Raw genomic sequence first — 16788 nt, 5'->3', positions numbered from 1 at the left:
CATCTCGACGAATCTGGACCGGCGGTATCGAAGCGACGAGGAGCGCAAGTATTGCCTCAAGGTCTACCGGCCGAGACAAGCGTGCCAAGTTGTACCTGATACCTGTCGCAGTTATTGCGATTCTGCTCGGCGGGTTGCTTGCCACGGCCGGACTCATTGCGACAGAGCCGCCCCGATTCTCACAGAAAGCAGTACCCGCGCCGCCCACTGATACCCCCGCGCCGGGCGCGGGCGCGGGTATCGGAGGCGCCAAACCCATCAGTCCGGGCGGCGATATCGAGGATGCCAATCCGGTCAGCCCCGGTGCCGACGGCGTCCCGATGAGCGGCGCGGGCACCTTCACTGTCGCCTCGGGTGGGACCGAGGTCGTCGGTAGTGGTGCGACTCTGGTGAGGTATCGGGTGGAGGTTGAGGACGGTATCCAGTGGGGTGGCAATCCGGTTTGGACGCCGGTGAAGACCGCTGCCGAGGTTGAGCGGGCGATCGGTGCTCCGCGTGGCTGGACGCTGTCTGCCGAGCATCCGGTGACCTATGGCCCGAATAAGTTGGCCGATGCGAGTTGGTCGTTTCAGCGGGTGAGTGGCAACGACTACAGTGTCCGTCTGCGTCTGGCGACGCCCGGCACGGTGGACAAGTTGTGTGCTTCCGTCGGTGTCAGTACGCAGGGTATCTATTCGTGCCGTTACGGTCAGACGATTCTGCTCAATCTGCGCCGCTGGTTGAAGGGTATCGCCGGTCATCCCGGTGAGGACTTCCACGCCAACACGATCAACCACGAGATGGGCCATTTCCTGGGTTTCGACCACATGAAGTGCCCCGGCTCCGGCCCCGCCCCGATCATGCAGACCCAGACGATCGCGCTGAACGGCTGCACGATGAACTCGTTCCCGTTCACCGCCGACGGCACGTTCGTCCAGGGCCCGCGATCCCGATCCTGACCAATGCCGCAGTGACTGTCTCGACCTCAGGGCTTCCCCGCCGAGGTCAGCAGGCGCAAAAGATCGGCTCCTTGGCGGTACCGCTGACGGATCCCGGGGATCGGGTGCGCGAGTTTTGAACCGGGTGCTCCGGTGCCGGCATCGACTTGGGTGACGGGGGACGACCGAGGGGAGCGGGCCGTTGCGTGCCGAACAGGAGCACGACTACATCGAGTATGTGCGGTCGCGGATACCGCGGCTGCATCGCGTCGCCTGCCTCGTGCTGGGCGACGCGCATCGTGCCGACGACGCCGTGCAGAACGCGCTGACCGTGTTGTATCGGCGGTGGCCGCGGATGGCGGAGGTCGACAACCTCGACGCATACGTCCACACCATGGTCGTCCGTGCCTGCCTCGCCGACCGGCGGCGGCCCTGGTCCGCGGTCCTGTTGCGGGACCGCGCGCCCGACCGGCCGGTCGACGGGGGCAGCGAGAAGATCGACGACCGGCTGGCGATCCGCGCGGCGCTGGACCGGCTGCCCGAGCGGCAGCGGATCGTCGTCGTCCTGCGGTTTCTGTGCGACCTGCCGGTCGCGGAGGTCGCCAGGCTGCTGGGCCGTTCCGAGGGAACCATCAAGAGCCGCACCGCCACCGGGCTGGCCGCGCTGCGCCGCAGCCTGGCCCCACAACTGTCGAGGAGCGCACAATGATCGAGGAGAGGCTGCGAGGGTACGCCGCCGACGAGACGCCCCCGTCGCGCCTGCATGCCGAGGACGTGTACCGCCACGCGCGCACCACCCACCGCCGCCGCCGCGCGACCGCGGTGACCGGGGCGGCGGCCCTGACGGCGTTGGCGCTCGCCGGCGTCGCGTACGCCCTGCCGGGCCGCGGCACCGCCGAGCAGCCCGCCGCCACACCACCGCCGCGGTCCGCGCCGTCGTCGGCGGGCGCCTCCCGGGCCGCGTCGCCCGGCCCGGTCCTCTCGCCGCTGCCGCCCGTGGCGCCGGGCTGCACCGTCGCGCCCGTGTTCGACGAGGCGGACCAGAAGCCGCTCGGCATCTCGAGCCTGATCGCCGACCCGACCGGCCACTACATCATCGGCTTGGGCTTCTCCGGCGCCGTCCTCTGGGGCGACGGGCACCAGCAGGCGCTGCCCGGCGAGTTCCTTCCCGCGGCGGTGAACGCCTCCGGCACGATCGCGGGCACCAGCAACGCGGACCGCGTGGCGGTGGTGCGTAACGGCACGATGACCTACCTGCCGACCCCACCGGGGTTCCAGGACGTGTGGGCGTCGGCGATCAACGCCCGCGGCGACGTCGTGGGCGGGGTCCGGACGGGCGCCGGCGGCGACCACCGTGCGGTCCTCTGGCCCGCGGCCGGCGGCTACAAGGTGTTCAGCAGCCCGGTGTCCACGGCGCTGGCGATCGCCGACGACGGCACGGTCTTCGGCACGGTCAGCATGGTCCCGACGAGGTGGACGTCCGACGGCAAGGGCACCCCGCTGCCGCTTCCGCCCGGATACCACACCGGCTGGGCCGGCTACTCCAGCGGCGACCAGTTGTTCGGCGAGGTCGCCTCCGGCAAGCCCGGCGCCGACCCCGAGGGCGACCGTAAGGGCGAACTGACGGGCAAGCAGATCTATGCGCGGTGGCATCTGGGCTCCGGCACCGTCGAGCAGGTCGGCCACCCCGAGTCGGGCCTGTACCCAACGAGCGGAACGCTCTACCCGGCGTCGATCGACACGGTCGGCGTGAACGGCACGATCGTGGCTACCGTCTACGGCAAGTCGCTGCTGTACCGCGGGAACACGCCCGTCGCCCTCCCGCAGTATCAGGGCCGCGACACCATGATCCACTGGGTCAGCGCCGACGGCCGCACGATCCTCGGCGTGGCGGGCTTCCCCTCGGACCACTCCTCGCTCGCCGTCATCTGGACGGGCTGCTGACCGATCGGCGTCGCGTGACAGGCCGGGACCGCTCGGGGGGTCCCGGCCTTTGTCCAGCGCTGTCCAACGCAGGAACCTTTGGCTGTTTGTCGACGCACCCACTGCTGGCGGTCACCGGTAGCAGTGGGTGCGGTAGCTCCACACAAGCCGCGTGCAAGCGGCGACGGCTCCTCCGGGACCAATGCGACAGCGAACCTCGGCAAGCTGACCGGTCTTGAGGAGGCCGGCTCGATCGGCGCCAGCTACCTTGTCCTCAAGGACACCTGGGGGTCAACCGGCTGCGCATGACCCTCCCCGCCCGGCTCGTCGGCGACGCCGTGCTCACGGCGACGGCTGCCGCCCGGCCCAACCGCCCCCGGCCCTACCTGCCGGACACCGCCACGGCGTGACCGTTCGGTCGCCGCGCCATGAAGGACCGGTTCAGGCCGGTCCGTCGCACGGCACGTCCTGCGACAGCGGCACGGCGCGGGTCATCCAGTCGCGGGCCCAGGCAACGTCCGCGCCGACGTATTGATGGACGGGCTCGGCGGGGAAGCGGGAGACGATGACGAAGACCCGCGTGCCAGGGCTGACCTGCGCGCCCGAGGGTTCGTCGACGTCGTAGGTGAGCGGCTTGCCCACCTCGGCGCCCTTCAGCGACGTCTCCACCTGGATGGTGACCTGCCGGCCGCCGCCCGCACCGGACGGCGAGACCTCCGATACCACGCCTTCGGCGATGTGGCGGGCGCACGACGCGATCCCCGTGTCCGTCGGTTTGCCCTGGCCGTCGCCTGTCGCGGCCAGCCTGGCGGCGACGAGGCCCGCGACCACGAGCGCGGCAACGACACCGCCGGCCACGAGCAGTCGGGTTCGCCGGCGCCGGCCGGGCGAGGGCGGGGCGGCCGGAGGACTGGGCTGCTCCGTCGCCGCGCTGTGCTGGCCGGTGTCCACAGCTGGCCTCTTCTTCGCCGGTGTGCGGGTCCGTGGCCCCGCGAGATCGGCGGGCCACGGACCCGCCTCGTCATCACGGCATCTTGATGTTATCGGATTCCACCGAGGTTCAATGCGCATGTCTGCTCGATGAAGCGGCCCACGCGGAGGCTCGCGCCGCGCGCCGCCTGCTCGTCTTCCGGGTGCGGATTCTTGTACCAGGCGACGAGCGTGTCGAACGACGGACGGACTTCGGCCGGTGCGTTGCGGGACAGCTCAGCGACGATCTGGTTGCGGTCACTCGGACTCACCTCCCCGTCGCCGATGTCCAGCGGCTGTGCGGCACTGCAGAATCGCTGCCGTGCCGCCGCGTCGGGGAAGTCCGACGATGCGTCGACGCCGCCACGGGCACCGACCGCGAGGGGCCGGCACTGTCCGAGCTGGCCGGCGCGGCGGTGCGGGCGCTCGGCTGGCACGGTGATGCCCTCGTCGTCGTGCAGTACGAGTCGGAGGACGACGTCACCGCGAGCACCACCGACGACACGGACGCGTTCGGGACCCGGCACGTCCGCGTGCTGGCGCTTCGGCCCGGAGGCGCTGTGGATGTGGTGCTGGACCCGCCGGGCGACGTCAGTTCCATCGACATCGCCCAGGACCTGGTCCGCAACGGGCAGTTCAACGGTCCGGTGCCGGCACCGGCGATCCTGCCCGCCCGCTGGTCGGCCGTCGTGCAGGAAGCGCTGTTCCTGCTGTGCCTGCTGACACCGGTAGCGGTAGCCGTCGTCATCCTGGTGAGGGTGGTGCGGGCGGCTCGCCGGCGTCGCGTCGCCGCCGGATGGCAACAGAGCGCCGGCCGTGTATCCCATACCTCCCAGGCCGCTGCCGTGCACGACCACGAATGGTAGTTCCACAGGCAGACCGTCGCGGAGTTCACCTGTGCGCCGGCCAGGAACGCCGTGTCCCACCTCAGATACGACCGGGCCGTCCACGACCCGCCGTCGTCGGAGTAGCCCAACTTCAGATCGGTCAAGCCGGACTGGTCATCAACCCAGCCGCTCTGCACAAACGTGTCGAACGTCGGGTAGATCGAGGGGTCGATCGTGATCGGGTACGCCAGGTCCGGCGACGCCAGGAACTGCGGGTCCGGGGTCAGCTCCAAGGTGATGTTCGCGTCGTGCTGCACGGCGGACAGCGCGACGCTGCCGACCCGCAGGTGGTCCAGCGACTGCTCACCGATCGTGGCGTTCCACATTGACGGCGCCGGGATGCGGCCCGCGTCGCTGCCGTCCTTGGTTTTGAACAGCAGGCCACCCCCGCCGTCCGGCGACATTTTGAGCTTGGGTGCCTTCAACCGCAGGGTCAGCTTCCCTGACTTCGCCAGTGCCTCCCGGGTCTTGACTACGAAGAACTGCTCGTAGCCGGTACGGGTCGACTCGATCACCAGATCCACGCCGTCGAGCACGTCCGCGTAGGTGGCCCCGGCACCGCCGCCGACCGGACCGCCCAGGGCTGGGCCGTCGAGCGGTGGCTGTGGCACCGGCTCGACGCCCGCACCCACATCCGCGCGACGACCCGGTTCCACTACACCCGCGACGTCGACACCGTCCTCATCCCGCACCTCGGCGCCTATCGCCTCGCCGACCTCGACGCCGGCCTGCTCCGCACCGTCTTCGCCAAGATCGCCGGCACCACCAACAGCAAGGGCCGACGCCAGTCCGCCTCGGCGATGCAGCACCTGCGCACCACCCTGCGCGCCGCGCTCAACCTCGCCGTCAAAGAAGGCGTCCTGGACTGCAACCCGGCCCGGCACATCGAGATCAAGGGCTACCGGCAGCCGCACACCAAGGTCTGGACCGAGGCCCGCGTCGCCTCCTGGGAAGAGACCGGCGCCCACCCCGCCGTCGCCGTCTGGACCGCCGACCAGCTCGCCGAGTTCCTCGGCGCCGTCACCGACGACTCCCTGTTCGCGTGCTGGTGGCTCGCCGGTCTGCGCGGGCTGCGCCGCGGCGAACTGTGCGGACTGCGCTGGACCGACATCGACCTTGACCGCGCCGTACTGACCGTCGAGCGTAACCGCACCTCCGCCGGCTACCAGATCGTCGAGAACGACCCCAAGACCCCGGCCGGCCGCCGCGCCGTCGCCCTGGACAAGCACACCGTCCGGGTCCTGCGGGCGCATCGCCGCCGCCAGCAGGATCAGCGCCGCGACACCCTCGCCAACGGCCACGGGTGGGTCGACTCCGGCTACGTGTTCGTCCGTGGCGACGGGTTGCCGATCAACCCGAACTACGCCACCACCCGCTTCCGCAAACTTGTTGAGCGCACCGGGCTCCCGCCGGTGCGACTGCACGACCTGCGCCACGGCGCCGCTTCCCTGGCCCACGAGGCGGGCGCCGATCTCAAGACGCTGCAGGACCCTGCTCGGGCACTCCAGCATCGTGGTGACCGCCGACACTTACACCAGCGTGCTACCCGAGATCCAGCGCCGCTGCGCCGACGACACCGCCCAGCTCGTCCTCGCCGCCGCACCCGCAAGAAGATCAAGACCAAGGCGCGGAAGAACCGGCCCGACCGCGGCCCGAAAACAGGTGCCCCGGCACCCGCCGCACCCGAGTCGAACAAGAAGCCGAATACAGCGCACCTGATCCTGCTGCCCCGAGTCACTGCGGTCTGCCGGTCGGTTACGGCTGCCTTCCCTGTATCCGATGCGGGCGTTGTGTCGTCTGATCAACTCGTGCTGCGGGCGGCGGTCGCCGCCTACCTGGGCCGGCACCGCGAACGGATCACCGTGTGGGCCGGCGCGATCCGCGCATGGCGGATTGTTTCCTGGCAGGTGCTCGACGGCGACATGCGCCGCGACCACAACGCGTACGTTGGGACCCTGAAGATCCGTAGTTCGGATTTCGGGGTTCCGCGACAGCATCGGCACCTTCAGGGGACGAGTTGCGCGCGATGGCCGGCGCGCAACTCGTCCCCTCGCATTGATCACTTGATGCGGTCGGTCGCCTCCTGTGCGATCCGGACGAGTTGGTCGAGGGTCAGGGCGGGCGTCTTGTCGTCACCGCCGCTTGTGACGGTCATGACCCGGTTGTCTGCGAGCCCGATCCGGACCTCGAACCTTTTCACATCCTTACTGTTCACCGTGTACGTGACTACCGGCTTGCCGGACGCCGTTTTCGCATCGACGCACGGCGGAGCCGAGGCTGGGTTGTCGCCTCGCTGCCCGTCTGCCTTCTTGTCGGGAACGGCCGCGAGCGTCGCGCAGGTCAGCGGATCGATCGTCATGGACACGGAGAAGCCGTGCAGCATGACGTTGACGCTGCCCCTCGCTCCGCCGTTCGTGACCTCGGCCGGTCCGATCCATCCCAACGGCGACACGTAGTCGATGACGGTGATGTCGAAGCCCTTCGGGTCCCATTGTGCCGACGGCACCGCCGCCCGTACGGCCGCGTCGAGCGCGGCCTTGAGCGGGCCGGCACTGACTTGTGCCTCCTCACGCGTCGCCGACCGCAGTTGGAGGCGGTTGTCCGGGAGGACCGAGGCGTCGGCCGGTGGCGCGCCCACGGGTGGCGTGCCGGCAGGCCCGGTGCCCGTGGCGAGTACGACCACCGCGAGCCCGGCCGCAATCGCGGTGGTGCCGAGCGCGCTCCACAGGGTGGCGCGCACCCGGCGATCGCGGCGTACGATCGCCCGCGAGTCGATGGCCGTGGGCGGCGGCGTGCCGATCACTTCGTCGAACAACTGCTGCATCAACGTTCCTTCCAGTGGGTGGGTCATCGGGGCGTTCTGATGCGGAGCTGCTTCAGGGCGCGTGCCGACTGGCTCTTGATGGTTCCGGGGGACACGCCGAGGATCTCGGCGGTCTCCTCGACCGAGTGGTCGAGGTAGAAGCGCAGGATCAGCACTGCGCGCTGGCGTGGCCCGAGCGAGCGGAGCAGGTCGGCCAGCGGCAACCGGTCGACCACCCGGTCGTCGGGCAGGTACGACGGGGCGGCGGGTCGGAGTGCGTCTGTTCCAGGTGGCGCCAGCGGCGCCCCCGCTCGGTCAGCCAGCACCGGGTCAGCACCTTCTGCGCGTACGCGTCGACGTTGTCGGCGCTGCGCGCCTTCGACCAGCTCCGGTGCAGTTTGACCAATGCCTGCGAGACGAGGTCGTCGGCGAGGTGCCAGTCGCCGCACAACAGATAGGCGCTTCTTCGCCATCGATCGAGGCGCTCGGCGACGAACGCGTGGAACTCGTCGTCGGATCTGGACAAGCGGACCTCCAACGGCCGGGGGTGTCAGCCGTACGACCGCGCCGCCCCGGCGCGGGGTTGCACGCCGTCACGGATTCCCTGTGTCTCGCGTTCGACCCGACCAACGCCGCCAATGTCCGGTCGCGCTTGATCGCGTGTGTCCGGACATGCGCTGGTCGCGCTGGTCGAATGTTCGGTGTTGCTTCGTTGGCGGGGTCATCCTCGATTCGCTCAAGGCAACCCTCATAGACTTCGCTGGTGCAGGACGAGGACCGTACGCTGCCGGCCCCGCTGGTTGCAGCACACGCTGAGGGTTTCTCGGCCGACCATGACAGCCACGACTTCGAGCCTTACGACGAGTTCATGTGGTCCGTCGAGACATCTCAGTGGTGGCAGTCCTGGACCGGCAACCCGGCGGCTGTCATTGCACCGTTCCGAGTCTTCGGGCAAGACAGCTCCGGTGGGCTGGCCGCATCCTGGGTACGCGAGCCTGACAAGCCGATCGAGACACAGCCGATCGTGTTCCTCGGCTCCGAGGGCGAACTGCACGTGATCGCTGCGGACCTCGGCGACTACTTGTGGCTACTCGCTAACGGCGTCGGTCCACTGGAGACCGTCGACGGCATCAACCGCATCATCGTTCCCAGTCCCGAGCTGACAGCAATCGCACAGCAATGTACGGGGGACCTGCACCGCATGACTGCGAAAATCGTTGTCGCCGCCCAATCGCTGCACCAAGCGCTGACCTTGCTGATCGACACAACGGCGCAGTGAACACAGATCGGGACAGGCGTCGCGGACTGACTCTTTGAGGTTCTCGCCTCCAACGCTCCTCGCATGCGATACCCGCACCAGGCATCCGCTCATCAGCGTAAGACGTTCTGAGTCAAGCTCTTGGTCGGTGCCTCGTCCGTCGTCTGTCCCGGCATAGCGGTAATGGGGTTGCCTCGATAACGATCTGGCGCTCGGTCGGCACGGAAGTGTGGACGGGTCAGAGCGGTGAGCCGCTCGAGCTGATCGGTCGTTGACCTGCTCACCAGGCGGTGGAGCTCCGTTGACCAGATGAGATCACCAGCGCGGACTGGCGATCTGGCTTTCGGATCTCTGCCGCGACGGGGGTTCTGGCGTTCATCGTGGTTGGTGACGCACCGTAATACATGGCTGCGTCTCCTGTACCCAGTGCCCGGCTCGAGTCGCCGGGCGATCTTGTCCTGCGGGCCGCAGTGGCGGCCTACCTCGGTCGCTATCGCGGTCAGACCCGGCTGCACAGCGAGTCGGACCTGCGGGTCTTCCTGCGCTGGTGCACCGATCACGACCTCGATCCGCTCGCCGCGGTCCGGGTCGACATCGAACGGTACGTCCGCTGGCTGCAGGAGGTCCGCTGCTACCAGCCGTCCACGGTCTCCCGCCGGTTGTCGATCGTGACCGGCTTCTATCGGGTATGCGTTATCGACGGCATCCTGCCGCATTCGCCCGCCGACTACGTCCGCCGGCCGACCGTCCCGGCCGAGTCACCGACCCTGGGGCTCGGGCATCTGCAGTTCGAGGCGCTGATCACCACCGCCAGGCTGTCGGCCAACCCGAACGACTTCGCTTTGATCGCCTTGCTGGGCCTGCTCGGGCTGCGGATCTTCGAAGCCTGCGGGTCTAACATCACCGACCTCGGCGAGGAGCACGGCCACCGCGTCCTGCGCGTGCGCGGCAAAGGCGGCAAAGTCGTCCTGATCCCGCTGCCACCAGCGGTCGCTCGGGCGATCGAACGCGCCGTCGGCGAGCGGGTCGACGGGCCGATCCTGCGGAACATGCTCGGCGGGCGGATGGATCGCCACGCCGCGTCCCGGCGGCTCAGGCACCTCGCCGCGGCCGCCGGCGTGCGGATGCCCAGGATGCACCCGCACATGCTGCGGCACACGTTCGTCACGACCATGCTCGACGCCGGGGTCAGCCTCCGCGACGTGCAGATCGCCGCCCGCCACGCCGACCCCCGCACGACGATGCGCTACGACCGGGCACGCAACAACCTCGACCGCCACCCCAACTACATTCCAGCAGGAGTCCCGACCGCCTCCCGGCCCGCGAGGTTGCGCATTGGCAACAAGAAAGACGCTCATCACGGCCGCCCCGACGCCCCCCCGACGGTCAAGAACCAGAACCACAGCGGCCCAGTCGGACGAAGTAGACGCTGGTGCCACGACCTCATCCCGCTACCAGAGCGGGGCTGCGCGATTCGACGGTGGTGTCGGCGAGGAGGGCAGCGCTACTTCGAGCTGGGCAGACCCTCTTGAGCCTCTCCGCGCCACGGTGACCGGCAGGACGCATGCCAGATGAGAGCCACACCAAACCGCTGCGGGCAGCCGCGATACGAACGATCCCACCGGTCACCTCGACCAAGCCTGGCCGGGCTGCGGTCGTAGGTCTGATTGCAGACGAACCGTCGGCTCGCGCCGCGCTACTGACAAAAGCAACCTGATCGCCGCGTCCTTCCGTCCCGCAATGTAGAGACATAGGAAGGGAGGGACGTGCAGCGATCCCAAGAGGCGGCCTACCGCGAGTACGTCACGCTGCGGATGGACGTCCTGCGGCGCACGGCCTATCTGTTGTGCCACGACTGGCACACGGCCGACGATCTGGTTTCGACCACGCTGGCCAAGTTGTACGACAAGTGGCGCCGTGCCCGTCAGGCCGACAACATCGACGCGTACGTGCGGGCGATGCTGGTCAACGCCTGGCTGGACGAGCGCCGGCGCCCGTGGTGGCGCGAGGTCCCCGCCGACCAGCTGCCGGAGGTGGCGGAAGTCGCCGTGCCCCCGCGCGGTGAACACGGGGACCTGCTGGCCCTGCTCCGTTCGCTGCCGAAACGCCGCCGGGCGGTGCTCGTGCTGCGCTTCTACCTGGACCACTCGGTCGAGGAGACGGCGGAGGTGCTCGGCATCTCGCCCGGCACGGTGAAGAGCCAGACGGCCCGCGCCCTGGACACCCTGCGAGCGGCGCTGCCCGACCCGTCGCAGGTGGGGGGATGACGGCCGTCTGCGCCCGTTGCGACCACCCCGCGCGGGCATCAGAACTGATTTGTACACGAACGCACCGGAGGTGTGATGATGCGCGATGACTTCGACGCGGCGATCGGCGTGGTACCGCCATCGCCGATCGACGTGGACAAGGTGATCGCCCGGGGCCGCCGCCGCGCGGTCGTGCGCCGCCTGGCCACGGTGGGCTCGGGCGGCGCCGCCACGGCCGCCGCGGTCAGCGCCGCCGTGGTGCTCGCCAGCGGCTCGACCGGCGGGAGCGGTGTCGGCGGTCCCGGCGGCAACGGCGCCGGTTCGAACGGCGCGGCGGTGGCCGCCCCGTCTGTCGTCGACAGCCCAGGGCCGCCGTCCGGGGTCGGCGCGAGCGGGACCTCCCAGCCAAAGGGCCCGGTGGCTCGGGACCGGGCGAACTACGTGGAGATGTACCTGGCACAGAAACTCCCGCAGGCGATCACGGCCCACGCCCCCGGCGTAATTATTCCGGCCCACGCGTTCAACCCGAAGTACATGTGGACCGACACGATCGCCAGCGACGGCTACCGCGCCGAGGCGAACCTGCAGCTTCAGGGACGGAGTGGCAGACTCGTGGTCAACCTGGGCACCCGGGGGCCGGCTTTTCACCCGCCGAACGAGTGCTTCGCGCAGGGCGAGACCGGGCCGTGCAACGTACACACCGAGGCCGACGGGACCAAGGTGCTGCAGCGCGTGACCAACGCGAACGGCATCCGCTCCAACTTCGTGATCGTCGACCGCCCCGACGGCCAGGCGATCGTGCTCGGGGCGGATAACCAAGGCGGCCAGGCCGGCGCCGGCCCGGGATCGCAGGCCGACCCGGTGCTGACCCTCGAGCAGCTCGTTGCGATCGGGCGCGACAGCCGGTTGACCGCCGAACCGCACTCGGCCGTCGCGGGCGGTTGACGCGACGGCCGCCTTACGTGCAGGCACGACCGGGCGCACCGCAGGTGCCGACGTTGACAGGCTCGCTGTTCGAACCGTGACATCGACAGGACAGCGAGCGCCGTCTCGGCGCCCATAAAGGCGCCGGCGGTACCCACGGGAAGCGTACGACCCGTCGGCCCTCGCGCCGGGTGACCAGCCAGCCCCTGCCGGGCGGCAGGGGCTGCGGCCTGACGCCGCCGAGCAGCGCGCCCTCCTCACCGGGACCGGACAGCAGGATGCCGGTCGAGGCCAGTTCTCGAATGCGACCGATCACCGGATCGAACAGCGCGCGGGCTGCGCCGTGCGCGTCGCGAGCCAGTGCGACGTGAAGGCCGATGTCCCGGCCCTGGGCGAACAGCTCCACCAACGGCAACAGCGGGTTGTCGACACCGGCGGCCACCAGGTCGTAGTCGTCGACCAGCAGGAACAGCTCGGGACCGCGCCACAGCCGCGGTCGCACAGCTGCGCGGCGGTCACGTCCGGGCCGGGCAGCCGCTCCTCGAGCGCCGCCGCCTGCTGCACCATCTCGTCGGCGACCTGGCGGGCGGTGGCGTGGCCGATGAGGTGGTCGGTACCGGCGCAGCCGAGCAGGCTGCGCCGGTAGTCGATCAGGATGATGCGCGCCTGGCCGGGCTGGTACGCCTGGGTGATGCCCCGGGCCAGCCCGCGCAGGAACGAGCTCTTGCCGCTACCCGAGTCGCCGAACAGCAGCAGGTGCGGCTCGCGCTCCGCTTCGAGGAACACCGGCTGGAGGTCGAACTCGGCGATGCCGATCGGCGGCCGGCCATCCCGGGGTGGGGGCAGCGCCTCGTACGGCAGCGCCTCGGGCAGCAGCGTGATCGGCGGCGCGGGCGGCCCGGGCCGGCCCTCCCGCAGCCCCGTGACCAGATGTCGACCGCGGCGGTCAGGTCGTCGGTCTGTTGCCGGCCGTCGATGCGGGGCAGTGCGGCAAGGAAGTGGTGGCCATCGGGCGTCAGGCCGCGTCCCGGCCTCCCCTGGGCCTGTGGGTCCGGTTCACGGCCGGAAGAACGCGCCGTTGCACTCCGAGCGAACCAGATCCATCGCTCATCGCCTTGGTTTCCGCCTGATGGACGCTTCGGTGTTTCCGAAGGGGTCAATCCATTGTGATTGCGCTGTTCCCGGCCTTGATCATTTCATGATGGTTGCCAGCCAGGTTGGTGCTGACGCACCTGCTGACCACTTCGCTGTACTGCTCCCAAATCTGCTCCCGCGCAAGGCCCTGACCTGCCTCCACGCCTTACGGTGACGGCGATCGTTGCATGCGTGGCCAGGCTGTCTTGACAGCGGTTGAAGTGGGTTCAGCGCAGTAGAACGCTTCGTATGAACCATGACGCTGCACCGACTCTGACCTGCGGCAACGCAACGACGTGCAGAAACAGGGGAGCAGTACGCAACAGTAGGGGGTTGTTCAGCGCGGTACAGCGCTGTTTAGCGCTCCGGGCTGCTCCCGCATTGCTCCCCGCATTCGCGCGCTGTTCCCTGGCGGGCCCCAGCGGTCGCACTCGGCTCTGGCGCTGTTGCGGGGGGCGAAGACTTGGGCGTGGCATGCATCCGCCGGTCGGCGGTCGGCTCAGCCCGGGCTGCGCTGACCGCCATCAAGCGAGAAGCGCCCACAGCGGCCTTGATCAGGTGCGCACTCATGCCGCGGTGCGCTCGGCGCCGATGCCGGATCCGTTGCTCGTTCGGGTGACGTCCGCCTGCCTGGATAGCGCTCACCCTGGATGCCAGGACGGGCGAGGAGAAGGGCACGGCCATGGCGGACACAGGTGTGATTTTTAAACGGTGTGGATGCCGTAACGACGCCGGACGCAGGCTGGAACGCGTGTGTCCCCGACTGGCGGAACGCGGACATGGCAGTTGGTACTTCCACTGCTCGGCCACGAACCTGCTCGGCCGTCCGGAACGCGCCCGGCGCGGTGGCTACCCGTCGCAGGCAGCCGCGCGGAAAGCGCGGGATGAGTGGCTGGCCACCACTGGTGAGGACCGCACTGCCCGGTCGTGGACGGTGGAGCGGTGGCTGCGGTACTGGCTGTCCAGCCGCACCAGCATCCGCCCGACGACCAAACTGCACTACACCCGCGATGTCGAACGCGTCCTCATCCCTCACCTCGGCAGGCTGTGCCTGGCCGATCTCGACAGCCGCCGGCTCCGCGCCGTATTCACCGAGATCGCGCAGACCACCAACACCAAAGGCCAGCCGCAGTCCGCCTCCGTGATGCAGCACCTGCGCACGACCTTGCGCGCCGCGCTCAACCTCGCCGTCCGCGAAGGCGTCATCGCCGCCAACCCGGCCCGACACATCGAGGTCCCGTCCTACCGCAAACCGCACGCCAAGGTCTGGACCGACGGCCGCGTCGAGGAATGGGAACGCACCGGCGAACGACCCTCCGTCGCGGTCTGGACCGCCGACCAACTCGCCACCTTCCTCCACAGCGTCACCAACGACGCGTTGTTCGCGCTGTGGTGGCTCACCGCCCTGCGCGGCCTGCGCCGGGGTGAGGCGTGCGGGCTGCGCTGGTCGGAGCTCGACCTCGAGCACGGCGTGCTGTTCGTCGTCCGCAACCGGACCACCGCCGGCTACCAGGTGATCGAGGGCGAACCGAAGACCGCCGCCGGACGGCGGGCGGTCGCCCTGGACCGCCGCACCGTGAAGGTGCTGCGCGAGCACCGCCGTCGGCAAGCCCAGCAGCGTGAGCGGCGACTCGCCGCCGGAAAGGTGTGGCGCGACTCCGGGTACGTGTTCGTCGGCAAGGAGGGCAACCCGATCCACCCCGGCTACGCCAGCGGACGGTTCCGGCTCCTCGTCAAACGCGCCGGCGTCCCACCCGTGCGGCTGCACGACCTGCGGCACGGCGCCGCGTCCCTGGCCCACGAAGCCGGCGCGGACCTCAAGACGCTCCAGGACCTGCTCGGGCACTCCAGCATCGTGATCACCGCCGACACCTACACCAGCGTCCTCCCGCTCGCCCAGCGCAAGTGCGCCGACGCCACCGCGAAGCTCGTCCTCGCCGCCGACCGCCGCACCCGAGAGAAGATCCGCGGCAAGAGCCGCCGGAACCGGCGCCACCAGCGAACCGCGAAAGGTGTGCCGACCCCGGCACGACCGACCAACGTCAAGAAGCCGCAGGTCACACCCCCACCGACCAGGACGGTGTCGCAGAGCGTGACGACACCACCGTGGCACCCGCGTGACACCAACCGTCCACAGCGGACAGAAACAAAGAAGCGGCCGTCCCGCGTTTCCGCAGGTCAACCGCCTCTTGATGTTGCGCGCCCGAAGGGACTCGAACCCCTAACCTTCTGATCCGTAGTTCAGGTTAATCCTCTCCCACGATTACACTCTCACGAATCGTGTCGTTTCGCAAGGGGCTGTGCCGGAAGTGCGCGGCGCGTATCCGCTGGTCCACGCGATCTCGCTCGGCGCTGCATCTTTCGCTGCGATCACATGCAGGGCTGCGCAACGGTCCCGTGCCGATTCTGCGCGCGTTGTGCCCGACGGTTGCGGAACGTCCGATCACCGCAGGAACACAACGCGATCGCGATGCACCCCATGCGGGTGGTGGCGCTATCCGTCGATGGCGGACAGCATCATCCTCGTTCAAGTCGCCGTGGCTACGGGATGGCCAGCGTGGGTGCCAGGTCGCCGGGTCGCCAGTCGGCGGTGAGGACTGCGAGGGCGTCGGCGGTTGCTGCCGCGTGGAGGCTCGCGGAGCCGGTGGCGGGAATGATCTGTGCGATGCCTTCTTGGTAGTGGACGGGGATGATGCGGGTGCCGTCGGGCATCAGGCGGGTAGTGCCAACGGTCGGCACGGTCGGGAGTGGGGTTGGCCGTTGTCCGGCGAGAGTGCGTAGGAGTGGTTCGAGGAGGTTGAGTGCGGCGACGAGGCCGGCGTATGGGTTGCCGGGGAGGCTGACGACCCACCGGCCGTCGGGGAGTTCGGCGAGGCTTGTGGATGGCCGGGTCGGCAGGCGACACCGTCGACGTGCCAGGTGGCCTGGTGGGTGGTGAGAACGGTGCGGAGGTGGTCGGCGGCGCCAGCTGAGGAGGAGCCGGTGACGACGATGACATCGGCGGTGGCGGTGGCGAGCGCGGCGTGCAGATCAACGGGTCCGTCGGCCACCTGCCCGACGGTATGGAGATGTCCGCCGGCGCGAGCCGTGACGGCGGCGGCAAGGCCGGTGAAGGTGTCGCGAACCTGTCCCCGCGTTGGTGTGCCTGCGGTGATCACTTCGTCGCCGGTGATCAGCAGGGCCACGGTGGGCGGCCGATGGGTCCACAGGGTCTCGATGCCGGTTTGGTCGGCGGCGGCAGCAGCGGTGGCGGTCAGCGCCCGGCTGGCCGGGACGATGACGGAACCGACCGGTCGGTCTTCGCCGAGACGGCGGACGTGGGCACGGGCGCCGAGGGTGCCGGTCACGGTGGATCCGTCGCGGTGGCAGTGCTCGTAGGGAAGGACGGCGTCGGTGCCGTCGGGGACCGCCGCGCCGGTGGCGATCTCCACCGCGGTCCCAGCGTGCAGGTGTGTCACCGGCGTCGTCTGGCCGGCGAGGATCCGGCCGGTCACGGTCCACGGGCCTTCACCGGCGACGGCGTAGCCGTCCATGGTGGCGGTGTCGAAGGCGGGTATCGGCGTGACTGCGTACGCGGACGTCGCCACGACCCGACCGACCGCGGCCCCGACGGCGGTCTCCTCAGCGGGGAGCGGCCGCAGGGTGTCACGTGCGGTGGCGTACGCGGTGTGCCACGGCATCGTGCGGTGCTGCCCCTGCCGGTGCGGGGTGGGGAGCATTGTCGGCT

Annotated in this window: 17 protein-coding genes; 9 read left to right on the top strand and 8 right to left on the bottom strand. The window is 69.6% G+C overall.

Annotated elements, in window-relative coordinates; genetic code table 11:
- The first annotated feature begins 89 nt into the window (after positions 1 to 89).
- From Dfulv_RS46245 to Dfulv_RS46235, 3 genes are all read left to right on the top strand, one after another.
- Entirely contained in the window at positions 90 to 938 is an 849-nt protein-coding gene (locus Dfulv_RS46245) for a DUF3152 domain-containing protein (protein ID WP_259860145.1), read from the top strand.
- Positions 939 to 1119: 181 nt separating this feature from the next.
- A complete protein-coding gene (locus tag Dfulv_RS46240) occupies positions 1120 to 1626 on the top strand; it encodes a SigE family RNA polymerase sigma factor (protein WP_259860144.1) in 507 nt (168 codons plus the stop codon).
- Positions 1623 to 2861: a hypothetical protein gene (locus Dfulv_RS46235; RefSeq protein ID WP_259860143.1), complete on the top strand. Its 1239-nt coding sequence runs from the start codon at positions 1623 to 1625 to the stop codon at positions 2859 to 2861. Before Dfulv_RS46240 ends, Dfulv_RS46235 begins: the two co-directional genes overlap by 4 nt.
- Before the next feature lie 420 nt (positions 2862 to 3281).
- Here Dfulv_RS46235 and Dfulv_RS46230 read toward each other — a convergent pair whose 3' ends face one another.
- The 3 genes from Dfulv_RS46230 to Dfulv_RS46220 all read right to left on the bottom strand — a co-directional run bounded on the left by Dfulv_RS46230 (position 3282) and on the right by Dfulv_RS46220 (position 5505).
- Complete coding sequence (locus Dfulv_RS46230) at positions 3282 to 3791, bottom strand: hypothetical protein (RefSeq protein WP_259860142.1); 510 nt, start codon at positions 3789 to 3791, stop codon at positions 3282 to 3284.
- Positions 3792 to 3880: 89 nt separating this feature from the next.
- Positions 3881 to 4081 (bottom strand): hypothetical protein, encoded by a 201-nt coding sequence (locus Dfulv_RS46225; RefSeq protein WP_259860141.1) that lies wholly within the window; start codon positions 4079 to 4081, stop codon positions 3881 to 3883.
- A complete protein-coding gene (locus Dfulv_RS46220) occupies positions 4078 to 5505 on the bottom strand; it encodes a hypothetical protein (RefSeq protein ID WP_259860140.1) in 1428 nt (475 codons plus the stop codon). Before Dfulv_RS46220 ends, Dfulv_RS46225 begins: the two co-directional genes overlap by 4 nt.
- Here Dfulv_RS46220 and Dfulv_RS46215 point away from each other — a divergent pair.
- Positions 5497 to 7152, top strand: a complete 1656-nt coding sequence (locus tag Dfulv_RS46215) for a site-specific integrase (RefSeq protein WP_259860139.1) — start codon at positions 5497 to 5499, stop codon at positions 7150 to 7152. The two genes, Dfulv_RS46220 and Dfulv_RS46215, sit on opposite strands and share 9 nt — an antisense overlap.
- 391 nt (positions 7153 to 7543) lie before the next feature.
- Here Dfulv_RS46215 and Dfulv_RS46210 read toward each other — a convergent pair whose 3' ends face one another.
- Together Dfulv_RS46210 and Dfulv_RS46205 are read right to left on the bottom strand one after the other, a co-directional pair.
- Entirely contained in the window at positions 7544 to 7675 is a 132-nt protein-coding gene (locus tag Dfulv_RS46210) for an RNA polymerase sigma factor (RefSeq protein ID WP_259860138.1), read from the bottom strand.
- On the bottom strand, positions 7669 to 8025 hold the full coding sequence (locus Dfulv_RS46205) for a sigma factor (protein WP_259860137.1): 357 nt from the start codon (positions 8023 to 8025) through the stop codon (positions 7669 to 7671). The genes Dfulv_RS46210 and Dfulv_RS46205 overlap by 7 nt, the downstream gene beginning before the upstream one ends.
- A 237-nt stretch (positions 8026 to 8262) precedes the next feature.
- Between Dfulv_RS46205 and Dfulv_RS46200 the strand changes: the two genes are divergently transcribed.
- The 4 genes from Dfulv_RS46200 to Dfulv_RS46185 all read left to right on the top strand — a co-directional run bounded on the left by Dfulv_RS46200 (position 8263) and on the right by Dfulv_RS46185 (position 11948).
- Positions 8263 to 8778, top strand: a complete 516-nt coding sequence (locus Dfulv_RS46200) for an SMI1/KNR4 family protein (protein ID WP_259860136.1) — start codon at positions 8263 to 8265, stop codon at positions 8776 to 8778.
- Positions 8779 to 9161: 383 nt separating this feature from the next.
- Positions 9162 to 10289 (top strand): tyrosine-type recombinase/integrase, encoded by a 1128-nt coding sequence (locus tag Dfulv_RS46195; protein ID WP_259860135.1) that lies wholly within the window; start codon positions 9162 to 9164, stop codon positions 10287 to 10289.
- A 234-nt stretch (positions 10290 to 10523) separates the two neighbouring features.
- The gene (locus Dfulv_RS46190; protein ID WP_259860134.1) at positions 10524 to 11024 is read left to right on the top strand and encodes a SigE family RNA polymerase sigma factor; all 501 of its coding nucleotides are present in this window, start codon (positions 10524 to 10526) and stop codon (positions 11022 to 11024) included.
- Positions 11025 to 11099: 75 nt separating this feature from the next.
- Positions 11100 to 11948: a hypothetical protein gene (locus tag Dfulv_RS46185; protein WP_259860133.1), complete on the top strand. Its 849-nt coding sequence runs from the start codon at positions 11100 to 11102 to the stop codon at positions 11946 to 11948.
- A 291-nt stretch (positions 11949 to 12239) separates the two neighbouring features.
- On the opposite strand, the gene Dfulv_RS46180 is transcribed toward Dfulv_RS46185, so the two are convergent.
- A complete protein-coding gene (locus tag Dfulv_RS46180) occupies positions 12240 to 12713 on the bottom strand; it encodes an FtsK/SpoIIIE domain-containing protein (RefSeq protein ID WP_259860132.1) in 474 nt (157 codons plus the stop codon).
- A 1111-nt stretch (positions 12714 to 13824) separates the two neighbouring features.
- Between Dfulv_RS46180 and Dfulv_RS46175 the strand changes: the two genes are divergently transcribed.
- Entirely contained in the window at positions 13825 to 15294 is a 1470-nt protein-coding gene (locus Dfulv_RS46175; protein WP_259869584.1) for a tyrosine-type recombinase/integrase, read from the top strand.
- Between the two features lie 308 nt (positions 15295 to 15602).
- Here the strand turns inward: Dfulv_RS46175 and Dfulv_RS46170 are convergent, their stop codons facing one another.
- Both Dfulv_RS46170 and Dfulv_RS46165 read right to left on the bottom strand, forming a co-directional pair.
- On the bottom strand, positions 15603 to 15773 hold the full coding sequence (locus Dfulv_RS46170) for a hypothetical protein (protein ID WP_259860131.1): 171 nt from the start codon (positions 15771 to 15773) through the stop codon (positions 15603 to 15605).
- Positions 15773 to 16780, bottom strand: coding sequence for a molybdopterin-binding protein (locus Dfulv_RS46165; RefSeq protein WP_259860130.1), 1008 nt, complete (start codon positions 16778 to 16780; stop codon positions 15773 to 15775). Before Dfulv_RS46165 ends, Dfulv_RS46170 begins: the two co-directional genes overlap by 1 nt.
- Positions 16781 to 16788 lie beyond the last annotated feature (8 nt).

The organism is Dactylosporangium fulvum (genome assembly GCF_025137375.1).
GTDB classification, from domain to species: domain Bacteria; phylum Actinomycetota; class Actinomycetes; order Mycobacteriales; family Micromonosporaceae; genus Dactylosporangium; species Dactylosporangium fulvum.
Note: the sequence above shows the minus strand (reverse complement) of the source record. Positions and strands in the feature narration are given on the sequence as shown.